The organism is Nocardiopsis prasina DSM 43845, assembly GCF_000341265.1.
Taxonomy (GTDB): domain Bacteria; phylum Actinomycetota; class Actinomycetes; order Streptosporangiales; family Streptosporangiaceae; genus Nocardiopsis; species Nocardiopsis prasina.
This window is the reverse complement of sequence record NZ_ANAE01000186.1, coordinates 1-11,456: the sequence shown is the minus strand read 5'-3', so window position 1 is coordinate 11,456 and position 11,456 is coordinate 1. Positions and strand designations below refer to the sequence as shown.

Annotated in this window: 14 protein-coding genes; 8 read left to right on the top strand and 6 right to left on the bottom strand. The window is 73.1% G+C overall.

Annotated elements, in window-relative coordinates; genetic code table 11:
- Window positions 1–126: 126 nt before the first annotated feature.
- The 5 genes from D452_RS0122760 to D452_RS0122740 form a co-directional block, all read right to left on the bottom strand.
- The gene (locus D452_RS0122760) at window positions 127–873 is read right to left on the bottom strand and encodes a protein phosphatase 2C domain-containing protein (RefSeq protein ID WP_017546447.1); all 747 of its coding nucleotides are present in this window, start codon (window positions 871–873) and stop codon (window positions 127–129) included.
- 66 nt (window positions 874–939) lie between these two features.
- Window positions 940–1,698: a L,D-transpeptidase family protein gene (locus D452_RS0122755; protein ID WP_017546446.1), complete on the bottom strand. Its 759-nt coding sequence runs from the start codon at window positions 1,696–1,698 to the stop codon at window positions 940–942.
- A gap of 66 nt (window positions 1,699–1,764) precedes the next feature.
- On the bottom strand, window positions 1,765–3,009 hold the full coding sequence (locus D452_RS0122750) for a hypothetical protein (protein ID WP_026129594.1): 1,245 nt from the start codon (window positions 3,007–3,009) through the stop codon (window positions 1,765–1,767).
- A 148-nt stretch (window positions 3,010–3,157) separates the two neighbouring features.
- Window positions 3,158–3,724, bottom strand: a complete 567-nt coding sequence (locus D452_RS0122745) for an anti-sigma factor (protein WP_017546444.1) — start codon at window positions 3,722–3,724, stop codon at window positions 3,158–3,160.
- Complete coding sequence (locus D452_RS0122740) at window positions 3,715–4,266, bottom strand: RNA polymerase sigma factor (RefSeq protein ID WP_017546443.1); 552 nt, start codon at window positions 4,264–4,266, stop codon at window positions 3,715–3,717. Before D452_RS0122740 ends, D452_RS0122745 begins: the two co-directional genes overlap by 10 nt.
- Before the next feature lie 213 nt (window positions 4,267–4,479).
- Between D452_RS0122740 and D452_RS0122735 the strand changes: the two genes are divergently transcribed.
- The 4 genes from D452_RS0122735 to D452_RS0122720 are packed head-to-tail and all read left to right on the top strand — an operon-like array spanning window position 4,480 to window position 6,470.
- The gene (locus D452_RS0122735) at window positions 4,480–4,989 is read left to right on the top strand and encodes an Asp23/Gls24 family envelope stress response protein (RefSeq protein ID WP_017546442.1); all 510 of its coding nucleotides are present in this window, start codon (window positions 4,480–4,482) and stop codon (window positions 4,987–4,989) included.
- A gap of 46 nt (window positions 4,990–5,035) precedes the next feature.
- On the top strand, window positions 5,036–5,227 hold the full coding sequence (locus D452_RS0122730) for a hypothetical protein (protein WP_017546441.1): 192 nt from the start codon (window positions 5,036–5,038) through the stop codon (window positions 5,225–5,227).
- Window positions 5,221–5,865: a DUF6286 domain-containing protein gene (locus tag D452_RS0122725; RefSeq protein WP_017546440.1), complete on the top strand. Its 645-nt coding sequence runs from the start codon at window positions 5,221–5,223 to the stop codon at window positions 5,863–5,865. Before D452_RS0122730 ends, D452_RS0122725 begins: the two co-directional genes overlap by 7 nt.
- Window positions 5,862–6,470 (top strand): hypothetical protein, encoded by a 609-nt coding sequence (locus tag D452_RS0122720; protein ID WP_017546439.1) that lies wholly within the window; start codon window positions 5,862–5,864, stop codon window positions 6,468–6,470. The genes D452_RS0122725 and D452_RS0122720 overlap by 4 nt, the downstream gene beginning before the upstream one ends.
- A gap of 101 nt (window positions 6,471–6,571) precedes the next feature.
- Here the strand turns inward: D452_RS0122720 and D452_RS0122715 are convergent, their stop codons facing one another.
- A complete protein-coding gene (locus D452_RS0122715; RefSeq protein ID WP_026129593.1) occupies window positions 6,572–7,783 on the bottom strand; it encodes a DUF418 domain-containing protein in 1,212 nt (403 codons plus the stop codon).
- 206 nt (window positions 7,784–7,989) lie between these two features.
- Here D452_RS0122715 and D452_RS0122710 point away from each other — a divergent pair, with 206 nt between their 5' ends.
- The 4 genes from D452_RS0122710 to D452_RS0122695 form a co-directional block, all read left to right on the top strand.
- Entirely contained in the window at window positions 7,990–8,985 is a 996-nt protein-coding gene (locus D452_RS0122710) for a dihydroxyacetone kinase subunit DhaK (protein ID WP_017546437.1), read from the top strand.
- Between the two features lie 11 nt (window positions 8,986–8,996).
- Window positions 8,997–9,605: a DAK2 domain-containing protein gene (locus tag D452_RS0122705; RefSeq protein ID WP_017546436.1), complete on the top strand. Its 609-nt coding sequence runs from the start codon at window positions 8,997–8,999 to the stop codon at window positions 9,603–9,605.
- Between the two features lie 314 nt (window positions 9,606–9,919).
- Window positions 9,920–10,675, top strand: coding sequence for an SDR family oxidoreductase (locus D452_RS0122700; RefSeq protein WP_017546435.1), 756 nt, complete (start codon window positions 9,920–9,922; stop codon window positions 10,673–10,675).
- Window positions 10,676–10,853: 178 nt separating this feature from the next.
- On the top strand, window positions 10,854–11,456 hold a 603-nt coding region (locus D452_RS0122695; protein WP_017546434.1), incomplete at its 3' end, for an ABC transporter permease.

Genomic DNA, 11,456 nt, shown 5'->3' with positions numbered 1-11,456 from the left:
ACGTCAGCAATGCCGGGAACATTCTTTTCCCAGTTCACTCGGGCACCACTGGAAAATGATCTTTCATTTTTGACAGATTCGGCGACCGGAACTCTGTCTTTCGGGTGTCCGTAACCTGGCGAGGGGTCAGGGAGTCCACCAGAGGGCGGTGGCGTCGTCCCGGACCTTGCCTCTCGGGAACCGTCGGCTGGAGGGGTCGGCCGCCTCCAGCTCCCGGACCCGGTCCACGAGCGCGGCGGGCCCCCGGTGCCGGACCAGCTCGAACACGCCCTCCCAGGACAGGTCACCGAACACCTCCACGGCACGGCTCGCTCCGTCGGTCATCGCCAGGAAGGGGCTCAGGGGGACCGTCCCGACCACGGCCTCCTCGGCGGCGCGGGCGGCCGCCCCCGCCGTCCAGAAGCCGCCGGGGACGTTGCGACAGGCGCGGACGGCCTGCCCGGGACCCACACGGGGCCTCAGGTCGTCGAGCCGCGTGTCAGCGATCAACCGGACCCCGCCGTCGGCCTCCGTGAGCAGCACGGAGTCCGACAGCACCAGGTACTCCAGGTGGTCCGCCTCGACCCGGACCGCCACCACCGTGGCCGAGGGCGTCTCCTGGAGGCCGAGGTCGCAGGTCCCCTCGTGCAGGGACGACACGGTGGTGATCGCCTCCGCCAGCGCCTCACGCGGGGCGGCGCCCTCGTCGAGCGCGGCCAGCAGCAGCGACCCGAGGCGACGGGTGTGCCAGGAGACCCCGTGTGAGCAGCCGTCGTCCGAGTCGGTGGGGGCGCCCACCCCGTCGAGCAGCACCGCGACCGTGGCGGTCGCGGCGGCGAAGTCCTCGTTCGGGCGGTCGGGGCGCCCGGGGGCGGTGGCGATGTGGAAGGGCACGAGCCCCCTCCTACCCGCGATGGGCGGACCGACACGGCCCAGGGGCAGGAGGGGGCTGGGTTTCGGTCAGCGCACGACCACGGTGTCGTACACGTCCATGTGGCCCTGCTCCCACAGCCAGTCCATGGCGGCCAGGCTCACGCGGGCGCAACCCTTGGAGGCGGGCTGGGCCGGAACGCTGGGGTACCCGTGCACGGCGATGCCGCCGTTGAAGTACTTGGGCCGGTACAGCGCGCCGTAGGGCCCCGGGTCCCAGGAGTCGACGTCACGGAAGACCGCGTACTCACCCGTGGGTGTGGTGGCGATCCGCTCGGAGCCGTCGGAGCCCTCGTAGGGCTGGCCGGAGCCGGTGGACGTGTGGATGACCTTCTCGACCTCGCCGCTGACGACGACCAGCAACAACTGGCGTTCGAGGTCGATCTCCACGGCCGTGCCCGCGCTCGTGGCGGACGGCACCGTGCCCTCCTCCAGGGCGGCGCGGGTGGCGGGGCCGACGAGACCGTCGCGGTCGATCCCGGCGGCCTTCTGGAGCGCGATCACGGCGTGCTCGGTGTGCGGGCCGAACTCGCCGTCCACGCCGTCGATCCAGTAACCGAGTGCGGACAGTCTTTCCTGGAGGGCGTTCACCTGGGCGCCGGAGTCACCCTTGCGAAGGTCGGTCGTCACCTCAACGGCGGAGGTCGCCGAGACGGTGGGGGTGGTCGGGACGGCGTGCGCGGGGGTGGCGAGCAGCGCCGCGCCCACCGCCAGGGCGCAGGCCGCCCCGAGGGTGAGGGTCGTGGTGCGGACTGTGTTCCTTGCGAAGTGTGATCGGGGGGAAACCATAGGTTCCATTTACCCACAACTCCGCCGCCGTCCCGGATTCGGGGCGGCGGAGGTCCGTGCGGCGGGTCACTCGAAGCGCGAGCTGCGCACCGGTCCGGAGGTCGACACCGGCAGACGCGGCCCCCTCGCCCAGTGGTCCGCGACGGCCGCGGCGAAGGTCGGCAGCGCGGTGTCCCGGTCCTCGGTCCCGGCGGCGGCGACCCGCGCGGCCAGCTCCTCCTCGGGTGACTCGTCGGCGGGGACCTGCTCCACTTCGCCGTCCACCACCCGGAGGTGGTCGCCCCACGGCGGCATGACGCTCTGGTGCAGGAGGGAGACGACGTCGGCGGTGGCGCCGGGCGGTGAGGTCCAGCAGGAGGCGTGCTCGAACAGGACCTGTCCGGGCGCGCGGGGCACGAGCGCGCGCAGCAGGTCCGGATCCGAGTCGGTGAGGTCGTAGGCGACCACCAGGGCGTCCGAGCGCTCCGGGTCCACCGGGACCACGGGCAGGTCCAACAACCGGGCGGCGGCCAGCCCGAGGACACGGCTGGAGCGGTCCGGCAGCGGCATGACCGCGTCCGGTCGGCTCCCCGCGGCCTCCAGCACCGTGACCAGGTCGCGGATCCCGGTCCGGCACGCGTCGTAGGAGTCGCCGAGGTGGGCGTACCGGCCGTTCATGCCCTCGTCCAACCCGTGCGGGGAGATCTGCCCCAGGATCGCCCCGGTCAGAGCGAACTGCCATCCGCGCAGGTCACGGTCGTCCAGCGGGCCCGCCGCCCGCGCGGCACCGGCGCGTTCCACCATGCGGGTGATCCGGTCGTGTGCCAGGTCCCAGCCGTCGTCCTCGGGCGTGGACAGGCGGGCGAGGACCTCCTGTGCGGCCTCCACGTCCCCGGAGCACAGGGCGTTGTAGGCGAGCAGGTAGCCGCCCGGCCAGTCCGGGAGGCCGTCCTCCCAGGCGCGCAGCTCGCGCACCGCGTCGCCGTGCCGCTCCTGGTCCTCCAGGGCCGAGACCAGTTCCCACAGGGCGGGGGCGGCGGCGGGGGCGAGCCGACGTGCCGCGCGCAGGGCCGGGACCGCCAGGTGCGGGGCGCCGACCTCCAGGCACTCGAAGCCGAAGTCGTAACAGGCCTGGGCGCTGCCGGGATCCGCCCGCAGTGCCCCGGAGACGGTCGAGAGGTCGTCGAGCCCCAGGCCGTCGGCGACCGCCGAGGTGAACTCGGCCAGGTCCCCCAGCGGCAGGTCGTCCGACGCGTTCCTCAGCGAGCGCACGGCCGCAGGGGCGTCTCCCGCCTCCAACAGCTTCCAGGCGCCGGGGAGTGCCGATGTCATGGGTGGTGCCCTTCGCTCCGGGGACGGCCCCCGCCCGGACCGGGTGCGGTCCGCTGCGGGGAGGTGGCGACGCCGGTCCCGACCCTACAAGCCCCCGTGCCGGACGCCGTCCCTCATGGGGACGCCGAGGTGGGCTGGGTCGACCCGTTCAGGGGAGGTCGATCACGTCGGTCACGTCGATGTCGATCCGCGCGACCCGCAGGCCCAACCGGTCCTCGACGAAGGTGCTCATGTCCCGGCGGGCCCTCGCCGTGGCGTCGGGGATGACGGTTCCGGTCAGGACCCGGGCGGTGGCGGTGACGACCAGCCCCTCCAGAGTGTCCTCGATCCGGCAGCGGCCCAGGACCAGCCCCCCGGCCGGGTCCACCCGGGCGCGCAGCATCGCGGAGACCGCCGAGTGACGGACGCGCGTGTCCCCGGGGGTCCCGCCCGAGCCGGTGTCGGGCAGTCGGAGCGTGCCGCGTGAACGCCCCTCGGCGCGGACCGCGCTCATGACGTCGTCGAGCAGGCCGGGCGGCGCGGTGACCTCCCGGTCGTCGTCCAGCGCCGCGCCGAGGGCCGAGAGCAGGGGCCGGAACTCGTCGGCGGCCGCCCGGCAGTGCGGACAGGTCCGCTCGTGCGCGGTGACGGTCCCCGCCCTGAGGTGCTCCAGGAGCGTGTCGGCGGAGGTGCCGCAGGGCAGCTGTTCGTGGTCGTCGGACGGGTCTACCGCCATGGTTCGAGCGCCTCCACGAGATGGGTACGCGCGCGGTGGATGCGCCCGCGTACGGCGGTCGGGGTCGTGTCGACGATCTCCGCTATCTCCTCATATCCCAATCCTTCCATTTCTCGGAGGACCCAGCAGATCCGCTGTGGGGGTGGCAGCCCGGACAGCGCCTTGCGCAGGGCCTCGTGGAGGTCGGTGGCCAGGGCGCTGTCGGCGGGGCCGGCGGTGCGTTCCCTCAGCCCCTCGTGGTCCTCCTCGGCGGGGTCCTCGGGGCGGCGGGCGCGCAGGGCGTTCAGCGCGAGGCGGCCCACCATCCGGTGCAGCCAGGCGGGGAACGCCTTCGGGTCCCGGAGGTCGGGCAGCTTGCGCCAGGCCGTGATGAGGGCCTCCTGTGCGGCGTCCCTGGCCTCGGCGGCGTCGCCGAGGGTGCGCAGAGCGATGCGGTAGACGGCGTCCTGGTGGCGGCGCACCAGGATCTCGAAGGCACGGTCGTCGCCGTCCTGTGCCCGTTCCACGAGCACGCTGTCCGGTAGTGCGGTGTCCGTGTGCATCTGCGGAGTCCAGCTCCCGAAACCGGTCGACTACCTGTCGTCAGAAGTTGACCACATTACGCAAGAACGCGGCCGTGGCCAGTGTGCTTCAGGTCACAATGATTTTGGCGTGAGCCCACGTCCCCCACCCGTGTCCTCCACATGACGGCCCGCACAGAAACGACGGGAGAGGGCCGCACCGACCCCGTCCAGACCGAACCGCAGGAGCACCCCATGGCAGCCAAGGACCACAACACCGCCCGCGCCGACATCCACGAGGCCCCCACCCCGGCCGCCCTGGACACCACGTCGTCCGGCCGCACCGACCGGAGCCCCGAGCGCTCCGGCGACAACGGTCGCACCGACATCGCCGACCACGTCGTCGCCAAGATCGCCGGGATGGCCGCCCGCGAGGTGCGCGGCGTCCACCAGATGGGCGGGGGAGCGGCCCGCGCCTTCGACGCCGTCCGCGAGCGGATCCCCGGCTCCACCTCCACCAACGCCGCTGCCCGCGGCGTGTCCGTCGAGGTCGGCCAGACCCAGGCGGCCGTCGACATCAACCTGGTCGTCGAGTACGGAATCTCCATCCCCGACCTCGCCGGGGTGGTGCGCCGCAACGTCACCGCGGGCGTGGAGCGCATGACCGGCCTGGAGGTCACCGAGGTCAACGTGACCGTCGACGACATCCACCTGCCGGACGACGAGACCGCCCAGGAGTCCCCGTCCGAGCCGCGCGTCCGCTGACGCCGCTCCCCCCCTTCGCAGTCACAGCACCTAAGGAGCACGAACGATGTGGTCGATCGTCGGACTGGCCTACGGGTCCTTCCTCGGCCTGGTGGCCTACTTCGGCGGGTTCGGAGCCTTCCTCCTCGTCCTGCTCCTCGGAGCGGTCGGGTTCCTGGCCGGGCGCGCCTACGCGGGGGAGACGGACCTGTCACCCCTCTTCTTCCGTGAGCGCTCGGGCGGGGACGCGCGATGGTGAGCGCCCCGGTGAGCGCCCCGGAGGCGGTCGGCCCGGCGGGTGTCCGTCCGGCCGCCACCGGGCCCGAGGCACGCGCCGCCCGCCGTGTCGCGGTCCGCACCTTCCGGCCCCGGCGGTCCACCGCCGCCGTCCTGGTCAGTTCCGTCACGGCACTGGTCGCCGGGGTGGCCGCGGCCGAGGTGATCGCCACGCTGATCGGCAGTCCGCTGCGGATCCTCCCGCTGGAACGGGTCGCCGAGTCGGCCGTCGGCGTCCACTGGGACGGCCCGGAGATGCTCGCCGCCTCCGCGGTCACCGCCGTCGTCGGACTCTTCCTGCTGCTCACCGCGCTCGTTCCGGGGCAGGGCAGCCACATGGTGCTGCGCACCGACGACCAGGACCTGGTCGTCGGCCTGTCCCGGAGGGGGCTGCGCCACCTGGCCGAGACCACCGCCCGGGAGGTGGCCGGGGTCACCGGCGCGCACGCCCGGGTCCGGCGCCGTACCGTCCGGATCACCGCACGCGTCCCCGCACCGGTCGACCCCGGGCTTCGGGCACGGGTGGAGGACCGGGTCCGCGACCGCCTGCTCGAACTCGAACCCACCGGGCCGGTGCGCGTGCGCGCCAGGCTTCGGAGGGTGGAAGGAGGCCTCCGGTGAGGCGCTACCCGCACCGTTCGGCACGCCGGACCGCCCGGGGGAACCGGCAGGGCCTGGCCCTGGTCGGCGTGGTGCTGACGGCGGTGGGGGCCGCCGTCCCCCTGCTCGTGTACGGGCCCTTCGACCCCCTTCCGTCGGGTGTGGCCGGGGAGACGCTCGGATCGGTGGTCGGATGGCTCTCCCCTCATCTGTCCGCGCCGTGGGTTCCGTACGCGGCCGCCGCGCTGGCCGTGGCGGTGACGGTGTTGTCCCTCCGGTGGCTGCTCGTTCAGGGGCGTTCCGCGCGGGTGTCCTCGCTCCGCCTCGACGAGGGGGACCGGGGACGCACCGACGTCGCGGCCCGCGCCGCCTGCTCCGCCCTGGCCAGGGAGATCCGCGGCTACGCGGGGGTGCGCCGGGGGCGGGCCCAGTTGACCGAGTCCCCCAACGAACCCTGCCTGCACCTGGACCTCGTCCTATCCGAGGACGCCGACCCGGTCGCTGTCTGGCGACGGTGCCGCGAGGAGGCCCTCGCCAGACTGCGTCTCTCCCTGGGCCTTGAACGGCTGCCCACGGTGCTGCGGGTCTCGGTCTCCGGGCAGCCCTCCGGCCGCGAACTCGCCTGAACCCGCCGCGCACGCGTGCGGGATCAGGCTGAGCGACGGGGGTGGTGCGGGCCCCGGGTCACTGGGGAGGACCCGGTGCGGCCCCCACCCCCGTCCGAATCTCAGCCGTCTCTTCCGGCCAGCTCGTCGCGCGCGGCTTCGCGGGCTCTCCGCCCTCCGTACACGCAGCGGCGCATCAGCTGGTCGAGCGGGCCCGGCCGGTTCCGGACCTCCAGCCAGGCCGCCAGCGCCAAGCTGACCGACCACGCCAGAGCCGCCACCAGCAGCGCACCGAAGGGACCCGCCTGGCTACCCAGACCGACCAGGTCCGGGTGGAGCATCACCGCGACCAGCACCGAGTTCAGGATGTAGAAGGTCAGCGAGCGCTGGCCCATCGCGGCGACCGCCCCGGCCAGCGGGCCCTTCCGGCGTTCCAGTCGGATGCCCCACAGAGCGAAGAGCGCCGCGTACCCGGCGCCGCCGAGCACCCCGCTGAGCACCTGGAGGCCCATGGACAACCCCTCGGTGAGCGTCCCCGGGGAGAGCACGCCCTGCACGGTCAGCGCGACGGGCAGCGCGCCCAGCACCGAGACCGAGGTGCACACGACCGCCACCCGGGTGAGGAAGCCCCGGTGCGCTTCGGGGTCGTCCAGCAGACCGGCCCGACCGGCCCGGTAGCCCAGGACCACCAGGATCAGCAGGGGGAAGGCGAAGGCGATGAACACCGGCCCGAACGGCAGGAAGACCAGCCGCTCGAACCAGTCCCCGGCGGTGAGGTAGCCCGGGACGAGCGCGTAGTCGTCGGCGGCCGAACCGTCCGCTATGACCATGCCGACCATCCCGACCGGCACCGTGACCACGTAGAACACGGCGAACACCACGGCGGCGCGCACGATGGCCCGGTTGGAGCGCAGCAGCAGCCACCCGGTGGTCAGCGCAGCCAGCCCGTACGAGGTGAGGATCTCGCCGGGGAAGACGAGGAACGCGTGGACGAAGCCGAACAGCAGCAGGAATCCGCCGCGCCGCCGCAGCAGACGCCGGACCTCCCGCTCCGGGGTGCCCCTGTCCAACTGCCGGGAGACCATCCAGGCCATCCCGTAGCCGAAGAGGATCGCGAACATCGGGAAGGCCCGGTTGTCCAGGAACAGGGTGGTGAGCAGCGAGGCCGCCCGGTCCTGGAGCGGGTAGCCCACGACGTCCGTGCCGAACCCGGCCCCGACGTACACCCCCGCGTAGGCCATGGCGATGAGCAGGAGCATGGCGCCGCGCGCCAGGTCCGGGGCCAGCCTGCGCGAGGCCCTCGGGGGGAGCCCGCCCCCCGTTGTTGCCGACATGTCGATTCGTCCCCTCTGTTCGGTGTCCCGCCCACTCTGTTGCTGCCACGTCTGGGAGCCTGGTGGCAGTCTCCGCCAGCCGGTCGGTGCGGGACATCGGCCGACCGGCCAGCCGATCGGCCAGAACTGGGTAGGCAGGAGGTGGGACGCGGCGCGCCTCGGGGTGCGCGGTGCCCGGCCGAGGGATCCCAGAACCAGGAGGCGGCATGAGCCGGTTCTTCATGAACGAACGCGAGACCCTGGTCGAACAGGCGTTGGAGGGGCTGGTCGAGGCCCACGGCGGGCTGGTCGACGTCCACACCGACCCCCTCTTCGTCACCCGGCGCACGCCCGCCAGGGGCAAGGTCGCCCTGCTGTCCGGAGGGGGCTCGGGGCACGAACCCCTGCACACCGGATTCGTGGGGACGGGGATGCTCGACGCCGCCGTGCCCGGCGACGTGTTCGCCAGCCCCACCGCGCTCCAGGTGCGCGCCGCCATCCGGGCCGTGGACGCCGGCGAGGGCACCGTGATGGTCGTCAAGAACTACACCGGCGACGTCCTCAACTTCTCGATCGCCGCCGAACTCCTGGCCGAGACCCACCGGGTCGAGCAGGTGCTGGTCGACGACGACCTCGCCACCCAGAGGGAGGACGACGGCGGCCCCGGACGCCGGGGTACGGCGGCCGTGGTGGCGGTGGAGAAGATCTGCGGTGCGGCGGCCGAGGCCGGGGCGCCCGTCACCGAGGTGAAGGCGCTCGGCCAGGACGTGGTGGCGCGTTCGGCGACGCTCAGCGTGGCCTTTGAGGCCTGCACCAATCCGATGACCGGGAAGCGCTCCTTCGAGCTGGAGCCCGGCCGGATGGAGTTCGGCGTGGGCATCCACGGCGAACGCGGCATCGAGACCCGCACCGCCCCCGAGGCCGCCGCACTGGTGGAGAGCCTGGTCGGGCCCCTCGTCGAGTCGGTGGGGATCGGGCGGGGCGACCGGGTCCTGGCGATCGTCAACGGGCTCGGCGCCACCCACGGCCTGGAACTGGGGGTGGCGGCCCGTGAGACCCGCAGGGTGCTCGACGGGCTGGGCGTGACCATCGCGCGGTCGCTCGTGGGGCCGTACGTCACATCACTGGACATGAAGGGGCTGTCGATCACGCTCACCGCGCTGACCGACGACCTCGCGAAGCTCTGGGACGCACCGGTGCGGACCCCCGCGCTGGCCTGGTGAGAGGAACGACCATGCCCGAGAACGAACTCACCGGTGCGGACGCCAGGGCCTGGCTGCTGGCCTTCGCCGACCGGATCGACTCCGACTCCGACGAGCTGACCGAGCTCGACAGGCGGGCCGGGGACGGCGACTTCGGCTGGAACATCGGCTCCGCCCTGAAGCGGGCCCGCGCCAACCTGCACGGGGGCGATCCGGCCGGGGTCTTCCAGTCCGTCTCCGACACCTTCCTGGCCTCCGGCGGCACCAGCGGCCCGCTCTTCGGCCTCTGGTTCGGGCGCCTGGGCTCCGGGCCCTCCGCTCCCTGGACCGTTCCGGACCTGGCCGGTGCCTTCGAGACCGCCACCGGAGCCGTCCGGCGCCTGGGGAGAGCGGAGGTGGGGCACAAGACCATGGTCGACGCGATGGTCCCCGCCACGGAGGCCCTCGCCGCCACGCGGGCCACCTCCTGGCGTGAGGCCCTCGGTGAGGCCGCCGAGGCCGCGCGGGCCGGGGCGGACTCCACCAGCGGGATGGTCGCCCACCGGGGGCGCGCCAGCTACCTGGGGGAACGGGCCCAGGAGGTCCTCGACCCGGGGGCCGTCTCCATCGCCTGGTTCTTCGAGGCGGCGGACGGGATCTGATCCGGACTCCCCCCGGAGCTCCGGCCCGGCCTCCGGGACCGGGTTCCAGCGCGCACTTGGGAGCCCGGTCCGGGAGCCGTGCCGGGAGCCGCGCCGGGAGCCGTGCCGGGAACCGGCGGGGAAATCGGCGGCGAAATCGGCCGCGAAGAGCGTGGCCGACCCGCACGGTGGAACCCGGATCTTGTCGACGCCCGGGGGAAGGGTGAAGCCGACATCCGGTTGTCCACAGCCTGTGGACAACTGTTCGAAGTCGGGTCGGTAGTCTCCAGCTGGCGGCCCCGAGCGGGCCGGACCGAACCAACGAGGGAGCCACCATGGGAGCCGCTGTCAACGACCACAAGGTCATCGTGATCACCGGGGCTGGCGCCGGGATCGGCCGCGAGACGGCCCGGAGACTGCTCGGCGACGGCCACTCCGTGGTGTTGGCCGGGCGGCACCGGGAGACCCTGGAGGAGACGGCGGGCGAGAACCCCGGAGCGGTGGTGGTCGAGGCGGACGTGACCTCCTCGGAATCGGTCGCGGCGCTCTTCGGAACCGTCCGCGAGCGCTTCGGGCGCGTGGACGTGCTCTTCAACAACGCCGGGGTGTTCGGCCCGGCCGCGTCGGTGGACGAGATCGAGGACGACGCCTGGCGCGAGGTCCTGGACACCAACGTCACCGGCTCGATGAACTGCGCCCGCGAGGCAGCGCGGATGATGAAGGGCCAGACCCCCGGCGGCGGTCGGATCATCAACAACGGCTCGATCTCCGCGCACGTCCCTCGGCCGTCGAGCGTGGCCTACACCGTCAGCAAGCACGCGATCAACGGCCTCACCGCCTCGCTCAACCTGGACCTGCGGGGCCACGGGATCGCCTGCACACAGATCGACGTCGGCAACGCCGCCACCACGATGACCACGGGCTTCGGTGCCAACGCCCGCCAGCCCGACGGTTCGGTGCGTCCGGAGCCCACCATCGACGTCACCCACGTGGCCGACACCATCGCGCACATCGTCTCCCTGCCCCTCGACGTGAACGTGCCCGCCGTCACCGTGATGGCCCGGGAGATGCCCTTCGCCGGGCGCGGCTGAGTTCCACGAACCCGTGGCGGCCCGCGGGGCGCCGTGCTAACGTCACTCCTTCGCGGCGACCCGGACCTGGCCTCCCGGCCCAGGGACGTGCCGAACCCGTGTCTCCCCCGCCCTTCGAGGGCCCGTGGTGGAGAGCGGACGTTTCTGCACGTTCACTAGCTGCCAGGGAGCCACGCCCGTGCGTGTCCACTGCGCGGTGTACGCCCGTGGGCTGCGCCGCTACTCCACCTATCGCGCGGCCACCGTCGCCGGGGTGTTCACCAACTCGGTCTTCGGCGCGATCAACGCCATGGTGCTGCTCGCGCTCTTCGAGGCCCGCCCGGAGATCAACGGCTACGACGCCACCGACGCCGTCACCCAGGTGTTCGTCGCGCAGGCGCTGCTGGCCCCGCTCGCCATCATGGGGCCCGCACTCGACCTCAGCGAACGCATCCGCAGCGGCGCGGTCGGCGTCGACCTGCTCCGCCCCGTCCCGCTCCTCGGCTGGAACCTGGCCCAGGACATGGGCCGGGTCACCTTCGACTTCGCCTTCCGCAGCGCGCCCACCTTCGCGGTCGGCGCGCTCCTGTTCACGCTGGCCCTGCCGGTGGACCCCCTGCGCTGGCTGGCCACGACGGTCTCGTTCGTGCTGGCCGTCGTGGTGGGATTCGCGCTGCGCTACCTGTACTCGGTGGTGGGGTTCTGGCTCATGGACACCCGTGGGGTGTGGGCCGTGATGGGCCCGGCCGGGCCGGTCCTGGCCGGGATGCTCCTCCCGCTCACGCTCTTCCCCGCTGCTGTC

Bases quoted from the DNA above. Each gene is read 5' to 3' on its own strand.
- D452_RS0122710 (WP_017546437.1), top strand. From the start codon at position 7,990: ATGAGCCGGTTCTTCATGAACGAACGCGAGACCCTGGTCGAACAGGCG.
- D452_RS0122740 (WP_017546443.1), bottom strand. From the start codon at position 4,266: ATGCACACGGACACCGCACTACCGGACAGCGTGCTCGTGGAACGGGCA.
- D452_RS0122700 (WP_017546435.1), top strand. From the start codon at position 9,920: ATGGGAGCCGCTGTCAACGACCACAAGGTCATCGTGATCACCGGGGCT.
- D452_RS0122735 (WP_017546442.1), top strand. From the start codon at position 4,480: ATGGCAGCCAAGGACCACAACACCGCCCGCGCCGACATCCACGAGGCC.
- D452_RS0122725 (WP_017546440.1), top strand. From the start codon at position 5,221: ATGGTGAGCGCCCCGGTGAGCGCCCCGGAGGCGGTCGGCCCGGCGGGT.
- D452_RS0122730 (WP_017546441.1), top strand. From the start codon at position 5,036: ATGTGGTCGATCGTCGGACTGGCCTACGGGTCCTTCCTCGGCCTGGTG.
- D452_RS0122705 (WP_017546436.1), top strand. From the start codon at position 8,997: ATGCCCGAGAACGAACTCACCGGTGCGGACGCCAGGGCCTGGCTGCTG.
- D452_RS0122755 (WP_017546446.1), bottom strand. From the start codon at position 1,698: ATGGTTTCCCCCCGATCACACTTCGCAAGGAACACAGTCCGCACCACG.
- D452_RS0122715 (WP_026129593.1), bottom strand. From the start codon at position 7,783: ATGTCGGCAACAACGGGGGGCGGGCTCCCCCCGAGGGCCTCGCGCAGG.
- D452_RS0122745 (WP_017546444.1), bottom strand. From the start codon at position 3,724: ATGGCGGTAGACCCGTCCGACGACCACGAACAGCTGCCCTGCGGCACC.
- D452_RS0122750 (WP_026129594.1), bottom strand. From the start codon at position 3,009: ATGACATCGGCACTCCCCGGCGCCTGGAAGCTGTTGGAGGCGGGAGAC.